Annotated in this window: 15 protein-coding genes; 10 read left to right on the forward strand and 5 right to left on the reverse strand. The window is 44.4% G+C overall.

Going from position 1 to position 21,818, the window contains the following annotated elements; all coding sequences use genetic code 11:
• Positions 1 to 4 precede the first annotated feature (4 nt).
• The 3 genes from arsS to ACFQ3Q_RS04050 form a co-directional block, all read right to left on the reverse strand.
• Positions 5 to 1,060, reverse strand: coding sequence for an arsenosugar biosynthesis radical SAM (seleno)protein ArsS (gene arsS / locus ACFQ3Q_RS04040; protein WP_380743181.1), 1,056 nt, complete (start codon positions 1,058 to 1,060; stop codon positions 5 to 7).
• 60 nt (positions 1,061 to 1,120) lie between these two features.
• Positions 1,121 to 1,456, reverse strand: a complete 336-nt coding sequence (locus ACFQ3Q_RS04045; protein WP_380743183.1) for an arsenosugar biosynthesis-associated peroxidase-like protein — start codon at positions 1,454 to 1,456, stop codon at positions 1,121 to 1,123.
• Between the two features lie 69 nt (positions 1,457 to 1,525).
• On the reverse strand, positions 1,526 to 1,690 hold the full coding sequence (locus ACFQ3Q_RS04050) for a hypothetical protein (RefSeq protein ID WP_380743186.1): 165 nt from the start codon (positions 1,688 to 1,690) through the stop codon (positions 1,526 to 1,528).
• 570 nt (positions 1,691 to 2,260) lie between these two features.
• Here ACFQ3Q_RS04050 and ACFQ3Q_RS04055 point away from each other — a divergent pair.
• Positions 2,261 to 3,280 (forward strand): helix-turn-helix domain-containing protein, encoded by a 1,020-nt coding sequence (locus ACFQ3Q_RS04055; protein WP_380743188.1) that lies wholly within the window; start codon positions 2,261 to 2,263, stop codon positions 3,278 to 3,280.
• Between the two features lie 11 nt (positions 3,281 to 3,291).
• Here ACFQ3Q_RS04055 and ACFQ3Q_RS04060 read toward each other — a convergent pair whose 3' ends face one another.
• Positions 3,292 to 4,002 carry a LytR/AlgR family response regulator transcription factor gene (locus ACFQ3Q_RS04060; protein ID WP_380743190.1) on the reverse strand — a complete coding sequence of 237 codons (711 nt, stop codon included), beginning with the start codon at positions 4,000 to 4,002 and terminating at the stop codon, positions 3,292 to 3,294.
• Positions 3,999 to 5,084 carry a sensor histidine kinase gene (locus tag ACFQ3Q_RS04065; RefSeq protein WP_380743192.1) on the reverse strand — a complete coding sequence of 362 codons (1,086 nt, stop codon included), beginning with the start codon at positions 5,082 to 5,084 and terminating at the stop codon, positions 3,999 to 4,001. Before ACFQ3Q_RS04065 ends, ACFQ3Q_RS04060 begins: the two co-directional genes overlap by 4 nt.
• Before the next feature lie 143 nt (positions 5,085 to 5,227).
• Between ACFQ3Q_RS04065 and ACFQ3Q_RS04070 the strand changes: the two genes are divergently transcribed.
• The 9 genes from ACFQ3Q_RS04070 to ACFQ3Q_RS04110 are packed head-to-tail and all read left to right on the forward strand — an operon-like array spanning position 5,228 to position 21,682.
• Positions 5,228 to 7,495, forward strand: a complete 2,268-nt coding sequence (locus ACFQ3Q_RS04070; RefSeq protein ID WP_380743194.1) for a GH92 family glycosyl hydrolase — start codon at positions 5,228 to 5,230, stop codon at positions 7,493 to 7,495.
• On the forward strand, positions 7,495 to 9,372 hold the full coding sequence (locus ACFQ3Q_RS04075) for a sodium:solute symporter family protein (protein ID WP_380743198.1): 1,878 nt from the start codon (positions 7,495 to 7,497) through the stop codon (positions 9,370 to 9,372). The genes ACFQ3Q_RS04070 and ACFQ3Q_RS04075 overlap by 1 nt, the downstream gene beginning before the upstream one ends.
• Position 9,373: 1 nt before the next feature.
• Complete coding sequence (locus ACFQ3Q_RS04080) at positions 9,374 to 10,339, forward strand: glycoside hydrolase family 130 protein (RefSeq protein ID WP_380745588.1); 966 nt, start codon at positions 9,374 to 9,376, stop codon at positions 10,337 to 10,339.
• 2 nt (positions 10,340 to 10,341) lie between these two features.
• Positions 10,342 to 11,430, forward strand: a complete 1,089-nt coding sequence (locus ACFQ3Q_RS04085; RefSeq protein WP_380743200.1) for a carbohydrate-binding family 9-like protein — start codon at positions 10,342 to 10,344, stop codon at positions 11,428 to 11,430.
• Entirely contained in the window at positions 11,420 to 12,529 is a 1,110-nt protein-coding gene (locus tag ACFQ3Q_RS04090; RefSeq protein WP_380743203.1) for a hypothetical protein, read from the forward strand. The genes ACFQ3Q_RS04085 and ACFQ3Q_RS04090 overlap by 11 nt, the downstream gene beginning before the upstream one ends.
• The gene (locus ACFQ3Q_RS04095; protein ID WP_380743205.1) at positions 12,530 to 14,746 is read left to right on the forward strand and encodes a GH92 family glycosyl hydrolase; all 2,217 of its coding nucleotides are present in this window, start codon (positions 12,530 to 12,532) and stop codon (positions 14,744 to 14,746) included. It abuts the gene before it with no gap.
• Between the two features lie 2 nt (positions 14,747 to 14,748).
• The gene (locus ACFQ3Q_RS04100; RefSeq protein ID WP_380743207.1) at positions 14,749 to 17,073 is read left to right on the forward strand and encodes a glycoside hydrolase family 20 protein; all 2,325 of its coding nucleotides are present in this window, start codon (positions 14,749 to 14,751) and stop codon (positions 17,071 to 17,073) included.
• 43 nt (positions 17,074 to 17,116) lie between these two features.
• Complete coding sequence (locus ACFQ3Q_RS04105; protein WP_380743209.1) at positions 17,117 to 19,429, forward strand: GH92 family glycosyl hydrolase; 2,313 nt, start codon at positions 17,117 to 17,119, stop codon at positions 19,427 to 19,429.
• A gap of 12 nt (positions 19,430 to 19,441) precedes the next feature.
• Complete coding sequence (locus ACFQ3Q_RS04110; RefSeq protein WP_380743211.1) at positions 19,442 to 21,682, forward strand: GH92 family glycosyl hydrolase; 2,241 nt, start codon at positions 19,442 to 19,444, stop codon at positions 21,680 to 21,682.
• Positions 21,683 to 21,818: the final 136 nt, after the last annotated feature.

The raw sequence follows: 21,818 nt of genomic DNA on the forward strand, positions 1-21,818 counted from the left end.
CAGATTAAGCTACGGTACCCTGGCAGCTGCTGCCTGCTCCGGCCGTACAGCCATAGCAGTGTTGTGAGATGATGATCTCCCTGTTTTCCAGCAGGTCTTCGTTATACTCACTAATGTGTTGAACTTTGGAAGCTACTTTCAGGTCGAGCATCTGGTTAAAATCACAATCGTAAAGCCAGCCATCCCAGCTAATGGAAAGCGTATTGGTGCACATCACATTTTCTACTGCTGCAGGATTAAAGGCTTCTACCAGGGCATACATATAGTCTTCGTAATTTTCAGAGGCGATCAGGTATTCCAGGAATCGGCTTATGGGGAGGTTGGTGATTGCAAAAAGATTGTTGAACCCGATATTAAAATCTTCTTTCAATGCTTTTTTGAAATCCTGCTCCATTGCCTCCTGATTTGTAGGCAGGAAGGCGCCGGCCGGATTGTAGACCAGATCCAGTTTGAGGTTACTCCCTTCTTTGGCATAGCCTGCATCGTTAAGCATTTGAAGCGCTTTGACAGATTTGTCGAAAACGCCTTCGCCACGCTGCCTGTCTGTTTTTTCCCTTTTATAGAACGGAAGGGAGGACACCACGTGCACATTATTTTTTTTAAAGAATTCCGGAAGGTCGTGATACTTCTTGTTTGCCAGGATAATGGTGAGATTAGAACGCACAATGATATCCTTTACCCCGGCTTTTGAGGCTTCTTCTACAAACCACCTGAAATTCGGATTCATTTCGGGAGCACCCCCGGTAAGATCGAGGGTATGAGCGCCTGTATTTTTAATTACTTCCAGGCATTGCTGCATCGTCTCCCGGGTCATAATCTCCTTCCGGTCTGGTCCCGCATCTACGTGGCAATGTGAGCAAACCTGGTTGCACATATAACCCAGGTTAAGCTGAAGGATCTCCAGCTTTTTTGGTTTGAGCTGTGGAGCTCCCGATTTAGCGATCTTGTCTTTAAAATAAGGTAATTCCCCTTCCCTGAAGATGCCGTTATTTAGGAATTCCAGCTGTTTTTCAGGTTTAGAGAGTTCGTTCTGTCTTGCTTTTAATGACTTGTGAGACATTTATTGCGTTTGAGAAGTCTGGATTAATAAAAGTATTATAGCTTTTCAGTTGAAAAGTGCCTACATACTTAATTTCTTGTATTTGTTCATCATTTGCACACCGTGTACAAGAGTGGCCCCGCTTTCTATGGCGGCCCCGGCGTGTACTGCTTCCATCATTTCTTCTTTTGTGATCCCGCGCTGAAGCCCGTCTTTAGTATAAGCGTCTATACAATAGGGGCATTTTACAACGTGAGAAACGGCAAGAGCGATAAGGGATTTTTCGCGAGCGCTTAGGGCGCCTTCTTCAAAAACTTTCCCATAATAATCGAAAAATTTCTCTCCCAGTTCTTCACTCCATTCCGTGATCTCTCCAAACTTTCTAAGGTCGGCAGGATCATAATAATTTTTAGCCATAAAATTTTTGGTTAAATATAAGGCTTTCTGTGTGGCTGGCAGGATGTTTTTTATACTTATAGGCTTCCTTTAAGTTAGGATGCCGGCTAAGGCTAAAATGGCAATCAGTATGATTACAGCAATAATGATCAGAACTATTTTGCTGAAATTATCTTTACCACGGTATACTTCTTTATTAGGGTCTTCGCGTTCTGAAGTTGTTGTAGAGGAAGGCTTGTCATTATTATTGTTCATGTTGCCAACTTTAACTCTTTGAAATTAAACAAAAATCTGGCAGGCAAAATTACAATAAGACTTTAAATTTCGGGAAACAATTTGGAATTACTTTAATCCTTTTGATTGCGAAAGTTCTTAAAGATCTTTCTGAAGAGGAACGTGGAAATCACAATTACGGCTGCGATTTCTATTCCCAATAAAATATATAATACGGTCATTTGGAAAATGGTATGTGAAAAAGCAGAAGATGTTAGTTCCTTTTTTTTCGGATTATAAAGTGTAAAATTCTGGAAATTAATGTGTTTCGCTTAATGTTTTTAACACAATTTTTACGGTTTTATCCTGAAGTAAAAGCTAAATTCAAGCAGGGATACTTGAAAGTAACGGTGTTGATGAAGGTGTAATAACGTTTTTCAAACTAGTATTGACCAATAAGCCATAAATTGTACCGATTGCCTTTCAAATTTGAGTCCAAATTATAATTTTACACTCCAAGCTTTTGTTAAAATTTACCAGGAGTTTGTTAATATTGTTAAGAATCAGGTTTAAAAATACGGTTTTCAGTATAATTGAAGACTAATTATTTATATGAGAATAGACGTTAAGACCCTGCCGGTTGATGAAATAATAGAAGATATTTCAAATAGTATTAATGCACCCATCATTAATGGGGGAGCAGAACTAACTATAGAAATACCTGAGGATTTGGGAGAGGGTTTTATCAGAGGTTCCAACTTTGACTCCGGTATAGGGATTATTACCTATAATTGTAAATTCTATGAGGATGTGCGTATTCATTTTACCCGTAATACCGTTCATCCGCTTAAGTTCATTTTTTGCTCTGAAGGAAGTGTAGGACATTCTTTTGAGAATACAGAAAAGGTGAACAGTATAGATACTTATCAGAACATAATTGTATCCAGCAGTGGTCACAACGGACATGTGCTTTACTTTAAGGCCAATCAGTCTACTCATGTGTCCAGCCTGGAGATCATCAGGTCTATCTTTGCACATCGTTCAAATTATAATTTCAAGGACCTTGATCCAACCCTAAAGTCCTTATTCCAGGACCAGGTTTCTAAGAAGCAATTCTTTTACCAGGGGAATTACAGCATAAAGGCCGCCGATCTTATGGAAGAGATCAATACCAAGAATTTCAGCGGATTCCTTCGTTCCATCTTTCTGGAAGGAAAGGCCTTCGAAATGCTTGTGATCCAGATCTCCCAGTATCAGGATGATGAAGCCGGAGATAAATTACCGCAGATCCTGAGGAAATCGGACATTGAGAAGGTAGATTATGTTGCCAAGAGAATCCAGGGAGATATAGGAAGCAATCTTACGGTAGAGTCGCTGGCTAAGGAAGCCGGGACCAATGTGAATAAACTTCAGGAAGGTTTCAAATACATCTACAACCTTACGGTAAATAAGTATATGCAGCATAAAAAGCTGGAAGCCGCTAAGGAAATGCTGATGACCTCAGATAAAAATATTTCAGAAATAGTTGTTTCTATAGGGCTCAATAACAGAAGTTATTTCTCCAAGATCTTTAAAGAAAAATACGGAGTTAACCCGAAATACTTTCTGAAAACAAGGAAGAAGCAGGACTAGATCAGGTAACTTTAGACCATTGTTTTTAATATCACCTCCTTGGCTTCATTAAGGTAGCTCCTGCCAATTGTGTATCGTTTCCCTGCAATTTCCAGGCTGTTGCCTTCTACCGTTTCAACTTTATCCAGTGAGATTGTATAAGACCGGTGTATGCGTAGAAAGTCGTTCTCAGGCAGGCCTTCGGTAAAACTGCTCAGGGTCTGGTGTACTATAAAATTCTCTGAGGTTGTAATGATCTTTATGTAGTCTTTAAGGCTTTCTATTACAAGAATCTCATTGAGGCAGATCTTTTTCATCTTCTTCTTGTTGATCTTTACAAAGATATGATCTGCCGGATCTTTAGGAGGAGCGCTTTTTTCAGATTCCTTATGGTTTTTTATGGCCTTGTTCACGGCTTTTAAAAATCTCGGAAAAGGTATGGGCTTTACCAGGTAGTCCAGGATCTCCAGCTCATAGCCTTTAACTGCATATTCGGTATGGGCGGTAGTAACGATCACCATAGGCTTATAATTGAGACTTTTGAGAAAACTATAGCCATCAATTACAGGCATATCTATATCGAGGAATAAAAGGTCGGCCGGGTGCTCCTGTAAATATTCAAGACTGTCTACCGCATTGTTAAAACTGTTTTTCAGCTCCAGCCCCTTAACCTGCGCTACATAATTCTTTACAACATTCACTGCTAAAGGCTCATCATCTATAATCACACAACTCAGATTCATTTCAGTATAATTTTAAGTTCAACAACGTGGTTTCCTTCCTTTTCGAAAATGTTCAGGTTATAATCTTCTTTGTTATATCCCAGTTCCAGTCTTTTCTTGACGTTATTAATTCCTATGCCTCCGTCTTTTTCCTTTTTTTGCGGTAAATTTTTGCTGGGAGAAGTATTCTCAATTTTGAAATTAAGAAACTCCTCCTTTATTTCAATATCGATAAGAATGTGTACGGGTCCTATATTCTTGTTCGCCCCGTGCTTAAAGGCGTTTTCAATAAAAGGAATAAGGAGCATAGGAGCAATTTTCTTTCCTTTAGGCTCTCCTGAAATATTTAGCTGCACCTTTAAGGAACTTCCGTATCTGATGCCTTCAAGATCCAGGTAGTTCTTGATACATCCGATCTCTTTTTCCAGGGATTGTTTCTGATCTTTGGCCTCATAAAGCAGGTACCTCATAAACTCTGAAAGCTTCAGGACCGTGTCTGAAGCTTTATCAGATTTTTCCAGGCTTAACGAATAGACATTGTTCAGGGTATTAAAGAAAAAATGCGGGGAGATCTGGGACCTTAAGAATTTAAGTTCGGTTTCAGATTGCATTTTTTCAAGTTTTGCGGCCCTCTTACTTTCATTAAACCACTCTATGGTTATTTTTATGGCCGAGAAAAATGAGATCACATACAGTTCCCCAAGCATCATAACGATCATATAATCTATTGTTGGGGTAGAGGTTATTTCAGGGCCTTCGGGCCATACGTTAGTGTTGATAAGGATGTAGGTGAAATAAAATTTTGCAAGCACCATTACAAATATGGAGCTGACCAGGAGAGCCGTAAAGCTTAGAAATTTTTTTTTATATATAAAATTAGGGAGAAGGAAATAGGCCGTAAAATAACACAGGCTCATATGTATGGGAAAGCCCAGGAGGTTGGTCTTTAAAGAATAGAGGTAATCCCCGTAATAGCTGCCCCATCTTAGGGTGTTGAAGGTGAAATAGATAAGCCAGAAGATCACGTGATGTCTCGGGCTAATCTGGAAACCTTCAGTATTGCTAATGAATAGTTTTCTGTAAATGCGGGCAGACAGGGACATAGACGGCAGGGACTATAGATTTTGGCTGTTTAGCTTTTCAAAATCGTTGTTGGTCTAATATTATTTTTTTCAAGGCTGAATATATAAATATTTATCATATAAGTAACAATTCTTTAACAGGAACACCAGAATTAAAACGATATATGCTTAAACATTATACTTCCTGTTTTCTTCTTTTTTCATTGTGCCTGCTTGGCTGCAATTCTGATCAGAAGGAATCTCAGAGGCCAAATAAAAATGAGAAGCTAACAGCTTATGCAGATCCTTTTATAGGTACCGGCGGTCACGGCCATACCTTTCCGGGAGCCAGTGCCCCGTTCGGGATGGTGCAGCTGAGTCCGGATAATGGGATTAGCGGCTGGGACTGGTGCTCAGGTTATCATTATTCCGATTCTATCGTCGCAGGTTTTAGTCATCTGCATCTCAGCGGAACCGGGATCGGCGATCTTGCCGATATTCTCTTTATGCCGGTAAATAAGAAGGTTGATCTAACTGTAAAAGTTAGTGAAAGAGATGATATTCCGTATAAATCGAAGTACTCCCACTCCAAAGAGAAGGCCCGCCCGGGATACTATAAGCTTTATTTGGAGGATCACGAAATCGATGTAGAGCTTACCGCCTCCAAAAGGACCGGTTACCATAAGTATACATTTAAGGAAGGAGATGAGCAGTCGGTTGTAATTGATCTTGGATTCGCGATCAACTGGGATAAGCCTACGGAAACCGCTATAAACATCGAAGATGAAAATACTATAAGCGGTTATCGTCACAGCACCGGCTGGGCGAAAAATCAGAAGGTTTTCTTCGTGGCTGAATTTTCAAAACCAATTTCTGAATATACTCTGTTCGGAGATAATGAAGCAAAGGAAGGAGAACAGGTTCAGGGAGCGCGTACTTCAGCCCAATTGTTCTTCGATGAAAAGAATTCCACCGAATTACAGGCGAAAGTGTCCCTGTCTTCGGTGAGCATTGAGAATGTACGCAAAAACCTGGATAGTTCGGATAATTTCGATTTTGAAGAAAAAAGAAAGCAGGCTGAAGCAGAATGGGAAAAAGCACTGGGAGACATTGAGGTGGAAACCCCGGCAGATTCGCTGAAGACCATATTCTATACGGCACTATATCATACCCAGCTTTCGCCGGTCACTTTCAGTGATGTGAACGGGGAATTCAGGAAAGAGAATGACAGTATTGACAAAACTCAGGATTTCGTGGCCTATTCCACGCTTTCGCTTTGGGATACCTTCCGGGCGGAACAGCCTTTATTGACGTTGATCGAACCCAACAGGGTTTCCGATATCATAAGTTCTATGCTGGAATATTACGAGGTGAACAAGAGCCTGCCGGTGTGGACGCTTTACGGGAATGAAACCAATACGATGACGGGTTATCATTCTGTTCCCGTGATCGCCGAGGCCTATTTTAAAGGCATCCGTGATTTTGATGTTGAAAAAGCCTACGAGGCGATGAAGACCACGATGATGCAGGATGCCCGAAGCCTGAAGGAACTCAGGGAATATGGCTATATTCCTTTTGACCTGGGGAACGAATCGGTCACTAAAACATTGGAATACGCTTACAACGACTGGTGTGTGGCACAAATGGCCAAAGCACTGGATAAGCAGGAGGATTACCGGTATTTTTCCAAAAGAGCCGAATCCTATAAAAAGCTTTTTGATCCCGAAACAGGCTTTATGCGCGGAAAGTCTTCCAAAGGAGAATGGCATACACCTTTCGATCCAAAACACTCCCAACATCGTGTGAATACAGATTATACCGAGGGTAACGCCTGGCAACACAGCTGGTTCGTGTTGCATCAGCCGGAGGGCTTAATTCAGCTGCACGGTGGCGCGGAGCCTTTTACCGAAAAACTGGAACAGCTTTTTAACGAAAGTTCAGAGATCACGGGAGAGCATACTTCCGCAGATATCTCAGGATTGATCGGGCAGTACGCTCACGGGAATGAGCCAAGCCATCATATTGCCTACCTTTTCAATAAGGCGGGGAAGCCGTGGAGGACACAATACTGGGTGAGGGAAATTCTGAAAACACAGTACAACACCACGCCCGATGGCTTAAGCGGAAATGAGGATGCAGGGCAAATGTCTGCCTGGTATGTTTTCAGTTCGATGGGGCTTTATCCTTTCAATCCGGCTTCAGCAGAATATGAGATCGGGAGCCCGGTTTTTGAAAGATCGAGACTGAATTTACCGAATGGAAAGACCTTCGGGATCATCGCCGAAAATGTTTCAGAAGAAAATATTTACATACAGTCTGCAACCTTGAACGGAAAGAAATTCGATCGCACTTCAATTTCCCATCAGGAGATTCTTGAAGGCGGGAAGCTGAAATTTGTGATGGGACCGGAGCCGAACAAGAACTGGGGAACCACTAAAAAGCAGGCAGATTAATGGCGTTAACCGATGTACTCATAATCGCCCTGTACCTTATTCTTACGCTCTCCATCGGGATCTGGGTTTCCAAAAAGGCCTCGAAAGGCCTGGATTCCTACTTCCTTGGGGGGAAAAGCATCAATTGGTATTACCTGGGGCTCAGCAACGGCTCGGGAATGTTCGATGTTTCCGGGACGGCCTGGATGGTCGGGATCCTGTTTCTCTACGGGGTGAAAAGTTTTATGTTTATGTGGATGTGGCCCATCTGGAACCAGATCTTCGTGATGATGTTCCTGGCGATCTGGATCAGGAGGTCGGGAGTGATGACGGGTTCTGAATGGATACTTACCAGGTTTGGGGACGACAGGCCGGGAAGGGCCTCTCATCTTATCGTGGCAATTTTTGCCGTGATCGCTTCCATAGGATTCATCGCCTACTTCTTTGAAGGCGTAGGGAAATTTATGACGGTCATCCTGCCGTGGGACCTTAGCCTGAGCCTTCTGGACAGCCTGCTGCTCACTTCGGAACAAAGCTACGCCCTGCTCATCATCTTTTTCACCACTATCTACACCATTAAGGGCGGAATGTTCTCGGTGGTGACCACCGAAGTTTTGCAATACGGGATTATGGTCTTGGCGGGCCTGCTGGTAGCCGGATATACATTCATAGAATTTACCGATGCCCAGGTGAACAGCCTCATCCCTTCGGAATGGAAGAATATTTTTTTCGGAAATGAGCTGAAAGTATTCTGGGATGGTAAAAAAGAACCTTTCAATGCACTTATAGATTCTCAGGGCTATAAGATGTTCGGCGCCTTTATAGGGATGACCCTGTTCAAAGGTTTCTTTGCAAGCATCGCCGGCCCCACCCCAAGTTACGATATGCAGCGCATCCTTTCTACCCGAACGGTGAGAGATGCAGCCTATATGAGCGGATTCACCAACCTGGTCCTGTTCATTCCGCGTTATCTTCTTATTGCCGCGATCGTGTTGATCGGACTGGTTTATGTGGCTCCGGAAATGGTCGCTTCGGGTAGTGTGACAGGAAACGACCTTGAAGTTATTTTGCCCAAAGTGATCAATAACCACGTCCCTGTTGGAGTGAAAGGTTTATTGCTGGCCGGTTTGCTGGCGGCTTTTATGTCCACTTTTTCGGCCTTTGTGAATGCGGGGCCTGCCTATATCGTGAACGATATCTATAAGAAATATTTCAAGCCTTCAGGCTCAGACAGGCATTATGTAAAAGCCAGTCATCTTGCCTCCTTTATAGTGGTGGCCCTAGGAGTGGTAATGGGCTTTTTCGCCGATTCCATCAATTCCATAACCCTTTGGATCACCAGCGCACTATATGGAGGTTATGTTGCCGCGAACTTCCTGAAATGGGTCTGGTGGCGTTTTAACGGCTGGGGTTATTTCTGGGGAATGTTATCAGGACTAATCATCGCCACCATTCAGTTTATGCTGGATCAGAATAAAGGCAGTTTTGTGCCGGATTCCTTCTTATATGAAGTCTCGCATATCCCGGCCATCTATCTGTTCCCGGCGATCTTCCTTTTCTCCCTGGCAGGCTCATTCCTGGGAACCTATCTTACTCCGCCCACAAATATGAGGACCCTGAAAAGCTTCTATAAAAACGTTCGGCCCTGGGGCCTCTGGAAACCTGTGCTGAAAGAGCTTCAGAAGGAAGAAGGGGAGATCGAAAAGAATAAAGATTTCGGCATAGATATGTTAAATTGCCTCGTGGGGATAATTTGGCAGTCCAGTATGATCCTGCTGCCAATATTCCTCGTGGTACGGGATTACCCGAAAGCAGGAATTTCACTGCTTGTTTTCGGGATAAGCTCATTAATTTTAAAATTCACCTGGTTAGATAAAGTAAAGAATTATGCAAACTAAGATGCAGAATATACCCTGGCAGGAAAGGCCTGAGAATTCGAAAGAGGTAATGTGGCGTTACAGCAGGAACCCTATTATAGATCGCTATGCTATCCCTACTTCCAACAGCATTTTCAACTCAGCAGTAGTACCTTTTGAAGATGGTTATGCCGGAGTTTTCAGGTGCGATAACAAAGCCGTGCAAATGAACATTTTTGCCGGATTCAGCAAGGACGGTATCAATTGGGAAATTGAACACGAGCCGATAGACTTTCAGGCAGGGAACACCGAAATGATAGAATCTGATTATAAATATGATCCGCGGGTGGTTTTTATTGAAGACCGTTACTGGATCACCTGGTGCAACGGCTATCACGGCCCTACCATCGGAATTGGATATACCTTCGATTTTAAGGAATTCTATCAGTGTGAGAACGCCTTTCTTCCTTTTAACCGGAACGGGGTTTTGTTCCCGAAAAAGATAAACGGGAAGTATGCAATGCTTAGCCGCCCCAGTGATAACGGGCACACCGCTTTCGGTGATATTTACATCAGTTACAGCCCCGATATGAAATATTGGGGAGAACACCGCTGTGTGATGAAGGTGGCGCCTTTCGAGAAAAGTGCCTGGCAGTGTACCAAGATAGGAGCGGGCCCCGTTCCAATTCTTACAGATGAGGGATGGTTACTGTTTTATCACGGCGTAATAAATACCTGCAACGGATTCCGCTATTCGGTTGGGGCTGCAATTCTTGATGAAAACGAGCCAGAGAAAGTGAAATATCGTTCCCAGCCTTATTTGCTGGCCCCGGCCGAGCTTTACGAGCTTACGGGAGACGTTCCGAACGTGCTTTTCCCCTGCGCGGCCCTGCATTTAGAAGAGGAAGATAAGCTGGCGCTCTATTATGGCGCAGCCGATACGGTGACTTCGGTAGCCTTCGGAAAATTAAGTGAGATCATAGATTTCGTTAAAAATAACAGCCTTTAAAAATGAAGAATATTAACCGGATAAAACTGGCATTTCTGGCAGGGATTCTCAGCCTTGGGCTTTCCGCCCAGGAAAAGCATCCAAGATCCTATATTGCACACAAGACTTCAGAGAAAATAGAGATTGACGGGCTGGCCGATGAAGCTGACTGGCAAAAGTCTGCCTGGAGCGAGGATTTCATCGATATTGAAGGTGAAAAAACGCCGAAGTATAAGACCCATATGAAGATGCTCTGGGATGAGGGTTATTTGTATTTCTATGCGAAAATGGAGGAACCGCATATCTGGGCAACCCTGAAGCAACGGGATACGGTTATCTTCTATAATAACGATTTCGAGATCTTTATAGACCCCGACGGCGACACCCATAATTATATGGAATTCGAGATGAACGTGCTGAATACGGTCTGGGACCTTTTCATCGTGAAACCTTATCGGGAGTCCGCTCCGGTTCTTGACAGCTGGGATATACAGGGACTGAAGTCGGCGGTAAATATTAACGGCACGCTGAACGATCCTGAAGATACGGATAGAAGCTGGAGCGTGGAGGTGGCCATTCCGTGGGAAGTTTTAAAGGAAGCGAATACGCATAATAAGATCCCTGAAAATGAATTCTGGCGTATCAACTTTTCCCGCGTGAACTGGGATTTTCAGCTTGACGGGAACACCTACTCCAGGAAGAAGGATGAAAATGGCGAATTTCTGCGGGAATATAACTGGGTCTGGTCTCCTCAGGGCGTGATCAATATGCACGAACCCGAGCATTGGGGCTATGTATATTTTTCGCCAGAACAGGCAGGAGCGAAAGATGACTTCAGCATTCCGCAGGATGAAAAGATAAGGTGGTACTTGTATGAGCTCTACCGGAAACAGAAAGCTTATTTTAACAAGAATAAAGGATGGGCTAAGGATCTGGAGGAGCTTCAGAAACAACCAAAAAAGATCGATGGCCAAATTCTGAAGCCGGAACTGGAAAATCATCTTACCGGCTGGAACATTTCGGTTAAAAGTCCGTTCACCGGGAACAAATACCTCATAAAAGAAGACGGTAAATTTTTAAAAATCCAAAATCTGAATAATAATGAAAATTAAACATCTGCTGCTGGGCCTCATAGCCGTAGGATTTACTTCCTGTATGGATAATATGAGCGCCAAAAAGACTGAGGAAAAAGCTGAGGTCGAAGAGAAAAAGGACGATTTTAAATACTGGGTCTGGACCACGGCCAATGCCGAAAGAGCTGATTCCTCCTATACCGCTGAATTTAAAAGGTACAGTGAGAATGGAATTGACGCTGTGCTGATCAATACAGGAACCGATCCTGACCTGCTTTCAAGGTTAACGCCAATCGCAAAGGAAGAAGGCCTGGAAGTTCACGCCTGGATTATGGCAATGAACCGCCCGGGAGATTCTGTTGCGCTTAAGCATCCAGACTGGTATGCAGTGAGCCGTGACGGGAAATCCACTCACGATACCCGGCCATACGTGGATTATTACCAGTGGATGTGCCCAACCCGTGAGGAGTCCACGAATCACGTGCTAGGCCTGGTGGAAGGTCTTGCTAAAGTTGAAGGCGTGGCAAGCGTGCACCTGGACTACATCAGGTTGCCCGATGTCTTTTTGCCTGTTGGCTTGTTACCAAAATATGATCTTGAGCAGGAAGAGGAGCTACCGCAATTTGACTTCTGTTACTGCGATGTTTGTGTAGCCGAATTTGAGAAAATGCATCATAAGAATCCGCGCGAGATGGAGAACCCTGCCATTGATATGGAGTGGAAGCAATTCCGTTTAAATAAGATCAAGGCTGTGGTAGACAGGTCCTATAAGATCGCCCACGAGAACGGGAAGGAACTTACGGCGGCCGTATTTCCTTATCCTGAAATGGCCGATCATATGGTGCGCCAGCGTTGGGATAAATGGGATATAGACGAAGTCCTGCCGATGATCTACCATAACTTTTATAACGAGGAAGTGGACTGGATTGGTTTTGCCACCCGCCAGGGGGTTCAGGATCTTGCCGCTAAAGATGTGAAACTGAACACCGGGGTTTTTGTTCCTGAGCTTAGCCCGGAAGAAATTAAGGAAGCCGTAAAACTGGCTAAGGAAAACGGGGCAACCGGGATCTCTTTCTTTGACGGGAATGCCCTTACTCCTGAGAAATTACAGGCTGTAAAAGAGTCGAAAACGGAATAAATGAAGAAGCTAGGTTTGTATTTGATTATCCTGTTCACCCTTCCGGCTTTTGCCCAACAGCAACAGCTAACGGAATTCGTGAACCCTTTTATCGGGACCGATGGCCCGGGAAATACTTATCCCGGTGCCACCGTTCCTTACGGGATGGTCCAGTTGAGTCCCGATATAGGGATTCCCGGATGGGATCGCATCGCGGGTTATTTTTACCAGGATTCCATCATCAGCGGATTTTCGCATATGCACCTTTCGGGGACCGGCGCGGGAGACCTGTATGATATCCTTGTGATGCCCACCAATAGCAGGTTCAGTAAAAGGATAAAGGAGAACAACTACAAGCCGTTTTCAACATTCGACCATTCTTCGGAAAATGCCTCTCCCGGCTATTATTCGGTTTTACTGAAGGACTATGGAATCAAGGCCGAGCTTACGGCCACCAAAAGGACCGGGGTTCATCGCTATACCTTTCCGGAAGATGAAAATTCAAAGATCAATATAGACCTAGGGTATTCCCTGAACTGGGACCGGCCTACAGAAACTTATCTTAATGTAATTGATAGTGTCACGATTGAAGGTTACCGGAAATCATCCGGCTGGGCGAAAGATCAACGGGTTTATTTCGTGATGAAACTGTCGAAGCCTTTTGAAGATTATAAGCTTTATAAGAACGACAGCCTTACGAAAAATCCTGTTGAAGCTGTCAGTACGAAACTTGTCCTGAACTTTTCAACTTCTGAAGGGGAGCAGGTCGTGCTAAAAACCGGTTTTTCCACCGCCAATCTTGACGGGGCCTATGCCTCCCTCAAAACCGAAACCCCGCATTTCGATTTTGACCGGTACAGAATGCGGGCTGACAAAACCTGGGAAAGGGAGCTTCAAAAGATCAGGATCGAAACCGAAGATAAAGACCAAAGATCGGTTTTTTATACGATGATGTATCAGTCGATGCTGGCACCTACCTTGCTCAGCGATCCTAACGGGAACTACAAGGGAGCTAATGGGAAGGTAATGCAGGCCGAAGGCTTCGAGCGTTATGACACCTTTTCCCTCTGGGACACCTTCAGGGCAGCGCACCCGCTTTATACCATCATTCAGCCCGAGAGAACACCTGATTTTGTCGAATCTCTGCTGGCTCATTATAAGGAAACCGGATTGCTGCCGGTATGGTCGATGCAGGGCAATGAAACCAATATGATGCTGGGATACCACGCCGTTCCGGTGGTGGTTGATGCTTATTTTAAAGGTTTCGAGTTTGACGCCGGTCTGGCTTATGAAGCCTGTAAGGCCAGCGCGATGGCCAATGACCGGAAAATAGATGTTTACCGTGAATTGGGTTATGTGCCGGCCGGGGACGAAAATGAAGACTGGAGTGTTTCCAAGACCCTCGAGTATGCCTATGATGACTGGTGTGTGGCGATGTTCGCGAAAGACCTGGGGAAAGAAGAAGATTACCGGTATTTCCTGGAACGTTCAGAGAACTGGAAGAATCTTTACGATGAAAAAAGCGGTTTCTTCCGCCCTAAGCGAAAGGACGGAGAATTCGTAGAAGACTTTATTCCGAAAGAATACACGAAATACTTCAGTGAAAGTAATGCCTGGCAGTATTTCTGGTTCGTGCCTCAGGACATTCCGGGGCTTATAAAGAAAACCGGGGGCGAGGAAAGATTTGAGCAAAAGCTGGACTCGATGTTTAGCTTTCATCCTGAAGCCGGTGATAAACTGCCTATTTTCAGTACGGGAATGATCGGCCAATATGCCCACGGAAATGAACCGAGCCATCACGTGGCCTATCTTTATAATTATACAGATAGACCTTCGGAAGCTCAAAGCCTGGTCAGGGAGATCCTGACCACCCAGTATAGGAACGAGCCGGCGGGCCACTGCGGGAACGAGGACTGCGGGCAGATGTCTTCCTGGTATATCTTCAGTTCGCTTGGTTTTTACCCGGTGAACCCGGCTCATGGAACTTATCTGCTGGGAGCGCCTCTATTTAAAAGCGCAGAGATCAGCCTGCCTGGCGGGAAGAAATTCGTCATCAGGGCGGAAGGTCTTAGCGAGGACAATATATATGTGAAGAGGGTTCGGCTTAACGGGAAAAGACTGGAAAGAGCTTTTATTACTCACGATGAAATAACTGGCGGCGGGGAGCTGATCTTTGAAATGACCGATGAACCTGTCGACAGGAAACTACAAACTCCCGAACCTGATAAAATCTACTGATTATGAAATTAGCCCAGGCTCTGCTTTGTTTTGGAATTGTCCTTTTTTCGGCCTGTTCGGGAAAAGCCCAAAAGAATTTTTCAAAAGAGGAAATCGTTCTGATCCCCGAACCTAAAGAAATGAAGCTAGAAAAAGGAAATTTCAGGTTCACTGAAACAACCCGGTTTGTGGTGGAAAATGAGCGCCAAAAGGAAATTGCCGGGTTGCTGAATTCAAAATTCAAGTCGGCTGCGGGCTGGGAAATGGAGGTTTCCGAAGAAGTTCCGGAAAGTAACTTTATTCAGTTTACGGCGAATACGAATATTGAAAAAGAAGCTTATCGCCTTCGGGTTGACGGTGAAAAGGTCCTGCTTGAAGCTGCTTCGGCTTCAGGCTTTATCTATGGACTTGAAAGCATCCGGCAACTGCTCCCAAAGGAAATTGAAAGTGAAGGCAAAGCCGGAAATACGGAATGGCTGATTCCGCAAATTCAGATCAATGATGCGCCCAGGTATGAGTGGCGCGGACTGATGCTGGATGTTTCCAGGCATTTTTTCGAAAAGGAATATGTGCTGAAGGTGATAGACAGGCTTGCATTTTTAAAGATGAACAACCTTCACTTGCACCTTGTGGATGACCAGGGCTGGAGGATAGAGATCAAAGAATACCCGAAACTTACGGAAGTTGGTGCCTTTAGGGTAGATCAGGAAGACAAAGCCTGGAACTCCCGGCCTGTGCCGGAAAAAGGGGAAAAGGCTACCTATGGTGGTTTCTACACCCAGGAAGAGATTAAAGAGATCGTGGGCTATGCCCACAAGCGAGGAGTGAACGTGGTGCCGGAGATCGAAATGCCTGCACACGTGATGAGCGCGATTGCGGCTTATCCCGAACTTTCCTGCAATGAAAGCGAAATTATGGTCCCTTCAGGCGGGGTTTGGCCTATCACGGAGATTTACTGCCCGGGAAAGGAATCAACTTTTGAATTTCTGGAAAATATACTCCTGGAAGTGATGGAATTATTCCCTTCAAAATATATTCACGTAGGCGGGGATGAGGCTACCAGGACCAACTGGGAAAGCTGCCCCGATTGTCAGCGCCGAATAAAAGAAGAAGACCTTGCCGGAACCGATGAACTTCAGAGCTATTTTATGAAGCGAATAGAGAAATTCCTGAATGAAAATGGCAGAACTTTAATAGGCTGGGATGAAATTTTAGAAGGCGGGTTGCCGGAAGAAGCTGCCGTTATGAGCTGGCGCGGGATCAAAGGAGGCTGGGAGGCTTCCAAAGAAGGCCACGATGTGGTGATGAGTCCCGGCAGCCACGTTTATTTTGACCATTATCAGGGAAGTCCCGATTCGGAACCCAAGGCATTTGGGGGTTACACTCCTTTGAGCAAGGTATATCAGTTCGATCCTGTGGTGGATTCAATGTCGGTTGCACAGAAGGAGCATATATTGGGCGGGCAGGCGAATCTGTGGTCAGAATATATTCCCACCAATGCTCATTCTGAATATATGATGTTCCCGAGGCTGGTCGCTTTATCTGAAGTTTTATGGAGCCCCGATGAGAAACTTGACTGGAGGGATTTTTCAGGAAGAATTCAGCAAATGTTCCCGAGACTGGAACTTATGGATATTAATTATGCCACCAGCGCCTACAATGTAACTGCTGAAGCTGAAACTGACCTGGAGAAAAAAAAACTTAGGTTAAAGCTGAAGACGGAATTTCCCGATTCAGAAATAAAATATGCCCTGGGAGATGAGAAGCTCACGCCTTCTTCCAAAACCTACACAGAGCCGATACTGCTGAAGAAGTCGGCAGGGCTGAAAGCCGCGGTTTTTGAAGACGGAAATATCAAGGGGGATACCCTGCTGAAGGATTTCAGATTCCATAAAGCGGTGGCCAAAAAGACCAAATTTAAGCCGGGGTATGACCACCGCTATACCGGCCAGGGGAAGAGCACTTTGGTAAATGTGCTTCGTGGTACCCGGAATTTCCACGACGGGCAATGGCTTGGCTGGCTTGGGGAAGATGTGGAAACTGAAATTGACCTCGGAGAACTTTCAGAAATTAAAAGCATAAAGCTTGGCGCGATGGAAAATCAGGGCTCCGGAATCTATTACCCAGTTAAGATCACTGCCTTCATTTCAAAAGGCGGAAAGGAATTCAGTCAGATTGGTGAAATTAAGAGAGCCTTTAAAAATAACGGGAATGCCGACCTGAAGGATTTTGAGATCAAAACCGAACCGGTGGAAGCCCGGTACATAAAACTAAAAGTAGAAACCTATAAAGGACTGCCCGGGAATGGAAAAGTCTGGCTGTTCCTTGATGAAATAATTGTAGAGTAATATTCTTTACAAGGATTTTACGAACTGAATTAAACTTGAAAAGATGAAATTAAGCTTCAAATCTATTTTTTGTATCTGCCTTGTTCTATGGGTTAAGCCTGGACTATTCGCTCAGGACAAGGAGCCCTCTTATGTGGATTATGTGAATACCTTGATGGGAACCGATTCGGAATATGAGCTTTCTCACGGAAATACCTACCCGGCGGTGGCAATGCCCTGGGGGATGAATTTCTGGACGCCCCAAACCAATAAGATGGGTGACGGCTGGGGATATAAGTATGACGACCATAAGATTCGTGGAATCAAGCAGACCCATCAGCCGAGTCCCTGGATTAATGATTACGCGGCTTTTTCACTGATGGCGGTTACCGGTGAGCTGAAATTCAATGAAGAAGAGCGTGCTTCCTGGTTTTCTCACAAAGCCGAAACGGCAAAGCCTCATTATTACAGCGTTTATCTTGCTGATTATGATGTTGAGGTGGAGGTTGCTCCAACCGAACGGGCTTCAATTTTCAGATTCACTTTTCCGAAATCCGACAGTTCCTATATCCTGCTGGATGCCTTTTTCAAAGGTTCTATGGTGAAAATACTTCCTGAAGAGCGTAAGATCATTGGCTATGCCAGGAATAACAGCGGCGGGGTGCCCGATAATTTCCATAATTATTTCGTGGCCGAATTCGATAAGGATTTCGAGATCACCCATACCTGGGAAGACAACTGGAAGCTGAATAAGAATTCCACCGAAGCTGAAGCGGAACACGTAGGTGCGATCATTGGTTTTAAGACCGAAAAGGATGAAGAGGTGAATGTGAAAGTGGCCTCCTCTTTTATTAGCCCGGAACAGGCACAACTGAACCTGGGAAGGGAAATTGGAGACAGAAGCTTTGAAGAAATAAAAAGTAAAGCAAAGAACGCCTGGAATTCAGAATTAGGACGAATTAAGGTTGAAGGAAAAAACACAGATCATATCGAGACCTTTTATTCCAGCCTTTACCGTGTGCTGTTGTTTCCGCGGAAATTCTACGAGATAAATGAGGAAGATGAAATTGTTCATTACAGCCCGTATAACGGGGAAGTTTTGCCTGGATATATGTTTACCGACAACGGTTTCTGGGATACCTTCAGGGCGGTGTTCCCGTTCTTTAATCTTATGTATCCCGAGATGAACAAGCAGATTATGGAAGGTCTCGCCAATACCTACAAGGAGTCGGGCTGGCTTCCCGAATGGGCAAGCCCGGGACACAGGAACAGTATGATAGGTTCCAATTCGGCTCCCATAGTCGTCGATGCTTTTCTGAAAGGGAATATGTATGAAAAGGATGTGGATGTACTTTTTGAAGCGGTATTGAAAAACGCCAATGTCGAGGAGGGTCGTCCCGAAAGTTCGGTAGGCCGTGAAGGAATTGACTATTACAATGAGATGGGTTATGTGCCTTATGATGTGGATATTAACGAGAATGCAGCCCGAACCCTGGAATATGCCTATGCAGACTGGGCCATCGCTAAAATAGCCGATAAACTCGGAAAGAAAAAGGTAGCTAAGCGTTTCTATAAGCAAGCAGAGAATTACAAAAAGCTGTTCGATCCTTCAACCAATTTGATGAGAGGTAAAAATGAGGACGGAAGTTTTCAGAAGCCTTTCGATCCGCTAAAGTGGGGAGATGCCTTTACCGAAGGCAATAGCCTGCATTACACCTGGAGCGTTTTTCAGGATGTCAATGGCTTGATGGATCTGATGGGAGGCCGAGAAGAATTCACCAAAATGCTGGACACGGTCTTTACAATGCCTCCCGATTTTGACGATTCTTATTACGGTTTCACCATTCACGAAATTCGTGAAATGCAGATCGTGAATATGGGGAACTATGCTCACGGGAATCAGCCTATTCAGCATATGATCTACCTGTATGACTATGCGGGTGAGCCCTGGAAAGCCCAGAAAAGAATCAGGGAAGTTCTTACGAAATTATATTCTGCTACGCCTGATGGGTATAGTGGCGATGAGGATAACGGGCAAACTTCGGCCTGGTATGTCTTCAGTTCGCTTGGGTTTTACCCGGTGACCCCGGGAACCGATCAGTATGTAATTGGCAGCCCATTGTTCGACAGGGCAGTACTTCAGCTGCAGAACGGAAATGAGTTTGAGGTCATTGCCGAAGATAATTCCGAAGAGAACTTTTATATAGAATCGGTTTCTCTTGACGGAAAAGACTGGAACAAGACCTACCTGAAATACGGAGATATTATGGACGGAGGTACACTGAAGTTTGAAATGAGCGATGAGCCCAATAAGGAATGGGCAAGTGATAAAGATGCAGTGCCCTATTCCCTGAGTCTGGAAAGTGATAAAAATTAAGAGTACATAAAAATGAAGAATTTCAGCCTAAGCCTGCTCGCCATTCTTTTTACCGGGATACTGTTCGGGCAGAACGAGCCGGTGGATTATGTGAATCCTTTTATAGGGACTTCAAATTACGGAGCTACCAATCCCGGGGCCATTGCTCCCCGTGGAATGGCCAGTGTGAGCCCGTTCAACGTGGCGGGAAAACCAGACCTGAATCCCCTGGAAAAGGATAGTCAGTGGCTTTCCAATCCCTATGTATATGAAAATAAATTCCTTACCGGTTTTTCTCACGTGAACCTTAGCGGGGTGGGCTGCCCCGATCTTGGAGTTATCCTCACGATGCCGACCACCGGGGAGCTGAAAACAGATCATTTGGAATACGGGACTACCTATAGCGAGGAAGAGGCAAAGGCCGGCTATTATTCTGCTAAATTGGATAAGTATGAGGTAAGGGCTGAAGTCACTGCTTCTACAAGAGTGGGGGTGAGCCGGTATTCCTTTCCTGCAGGGAAGGCAAATATTCTGCTGAATCTCGGCCTCGGGCTAACCAACGAGCAGGGCGGAATGCTAAAGATCAATTCGGCTACGGAAGTGGAAGGCTTCAGAATGGTCGGTGCTTTCTGTTATAACAGTCCCGAGCAGGCTTACCCGGTGTATTTTGTAGCGAAATTGTCGAAACCTGCCGATAACTTTGGAGTGTGGAAGACTCCTTATAAATATAAAGGAGAGGAATCCCAGTGGATGGGTTATAACGGGAAGACCAGGCTCAAGGAAGGGTTTAAACGGGAAGTGGTAGGAGACAGTATCGGAGCTTACTTCAGTTATGATCTTAAAAAAGCTTCGGAAGTGGAGGTGAAAATTGGAGTTTCCTATGTAAGTATAGAGAATGCCCGTGAGAATCTTGAAAAGGAAACTTCAGAAAAGAATTTTGAAGATATCTATGAAGAGACAAAGGCCGCCTGGAATGAAAAACTGAAAAGAATAGAGGTTGAAGGTGGCACTGAAGGTGATAAAAGCATCTTTTACACGGCTCTTTATCATACCCAGATCCACCCAAATATCCTGAACGATGTAAACGGGGAGTACCCGGAGATCTCTACCGGTGAGACCGGAAAGACCAAAGGAACAAGGTATACCGTCTTTTCACTCTGGGATACCTACAGGAATTATCATCAGCTGATGAGCTTGGTATATCCGGAAGAGCAGTTGCAAATGATCAATTCTATGCTGGAGATGTATGATGAGAACGGCTGGCTGCCAAAATGGGAACTGAACTCCACGGAAACTTTTACGATGGTTGGAGACCCGGCTTCGGTGGTGATAGCAGACACCTATTTAAGGGGACTTACCAATTTTGATGTGGAGAAAGCTTATGAGGCAATGAAGAAAAGCGCCACTCAAATAATAGATAATCCGCTTAGACCGGGACTTCAGGAATATCTTGAAAAAGGTTACCTGAGTGTGGATGGGGGAACAGCAGGCCCGGTCTCTACAACTTTGGAATATAATATTTCAGATTATGCGATCTCTCGATTGGCAGGTGAACTTGGTAAAACCGGGGATAATAAAAAATTTTATAAAAGATCGCTTTCCTATAAAAAGCTTTATAATCCGGAAACCGGATTTCTTCAGCCTAAGAATAGTGACGGCGATTGGTATGAGCCTTTCGATCCCTTAGCCGGAGCCAATTTCACCAAAAATGTAGGTTATATAGAAGGCAATGCCTGGCAGTATTTGTTTATGGTGCCGCACCACATCGAAGGAATGATAAAATTAACGGGAGGTCCGGCTCAATTTGAGCATAAACTCGATGAGCTTTTTGAAAAGGACCAGTTCGATATGGCCAATGAGCCTGATATTGCTTATCCCTATCTGTACAATTATATAGAAGGCAGCGAATGGAAAGCTGGAGAAAGGGTTACTGCACTTATAGATGAATATTATAAGAACTCCCCGGACGGACTTCCGGGGAATGATGATACCGGAACTATGAGTGCCTGGCTGGTCTACTCTATGATGGGCTTCTACCCAATAACTCCTGCAGAACCGGTTTATACTTTTATTCCTCCACAGTTTTCTAAGGTAACCATCCATCTGGATAAAAATATCTATAGGAAAGATAAGCTGATTATTGAGACCCATCCTGATTTGGAGGGTACAAAAATTGACGAAATCAGAATTGATGGGAAAAGACATCCCGGCTTCTTTTTAAATCATAAAACTTTCCTAAATGCTAATTCTATTTATTTAGAGTTAAAAAAATAAATAATTAAAAAATTTATTTAAGTTCTAAAAGTTCTTATTATTTTAGCTAAAACGTTTTCGAGAGGATTCGTTGTTTAGCTATTAGAAAATGTTATCGGTCGAAAATTTTTCGATTTGATTAACATTGTTCTAACAT

The sequence above is a fragment of the Salegentibacter chungangensis genome (assembly GCF_042678405.1).
Taxonomy (GTDB): Bacteria; Bacteroidota; Bacteroidia; order Flavobacteriales; family Flavobacteriaceae; genus Salegentibacter_A; species Salegentibacter_A chungangensis.

Coding starts and splice junctions, on each gene's coding strand:
- arsS (WP_380743181.1), bottom strand. CDS start 1,060: ATGTCTCACAAGTCATTAAAAGCAAGACAGAACGAACTCTCTAAACCT.
- ACFQ3Q_RS04045 (WP_380743183.1), bottom strand. CDS start 1,456: ATGGCTAAAAATTATTATGATCCTGCCGACCTTAGAAAGTTTGGAGAG.
- ACFQ3Q_RS04050 (WP_380743186.1), bottom strand. CDS start 1,690: ATGAACAATAATAATGACAAGCCTTCCTCTACAACAACTTCAGAACGC.
- ACFQ3Q_RS04055 (WP_380743188.1), top strand. CDS start 2,261: ATGAGAATAGACGTTAAGACCCTGCCGGTTGATGAAATAATAGAAGAT.
- ACFQ3Q_RS04060 (WP_380743190.1), bottom strand. CDS start 4,002: ATGAATCTGAGTTGTGTGATTATAGATGATGAGCCTTTAGCAGTGAAT.
- ACFQ3Q_RS04065 (WP_380743192.1), bottom strand. CDS start 5,084: ATGTCCCTGTCTGCCCGCATTTACAGAAAACTATTCATTAGCAATACT.
- ACFQ3Q_RS04070 (WP_380743194.1), top strand. CDS start 5,228: ATGCTTAAACATTATACTTCCTGTTTTCTTCTTTTTTCATTGTGCCTG.
- ACFQ3Q_RS04075 (WP_380743198.1), top strand. CDS start 7,495: ATGGCGTTAACCGATGTACTCATAATCGCCCTGTACCTTATTCTTACG.
- ACFQ3Q_RS04080 (WP_380745588.1), top strand. CDS start 9,374: ATGCAGAATATACCCTGGCAGGAAAGGCCTGAGAATTCGAAAGAGGTA.
- ACFQ3Q_RS04085 (WP_380743200.1), top strand. CDS start 10,342: ATGAAGAATATTAACCGGATAAAACTGGCATTTCTGGCAGGGATTCTC.
- ACFQ3Q_RS04090 (WP_380743203.1), top strand. CDS start 11,420: ATGAAAATTAAACATCTGCTGCTGGGCCTCATAGCCGTAGGATTTACT.
- ACFQ3Q_RS04095 (WP_380743205.1), top strand. CDS start 12,530: ATGAAGAAGCTAGGTTTGTATTTGATTATCCTGTTCACCCTTCCGGCT.
- ACFQ3Q_RS04100 (WP_380743207.1), top strand. CDS start 14,749: ATGAAATTAGCCCAGGCTCTGCTTTGTTTTGGAATTGTCCTTTTTTCG.
- ACFQ3Q_RS04105 (WP_380743209.1), top strand. CDS start 17,117: ATGAAATTAAGCTTCAAATCTATTTTTTGTATCTGCCTTGTTCTATGG.
- ACFQ3Q_RS04110 (WP_380743211.1), top strand. CDS start 19,442: ATGAAGAATTTCAGCCTAAGCCTGCTCGCCATTCTTTTTACCGGGATA.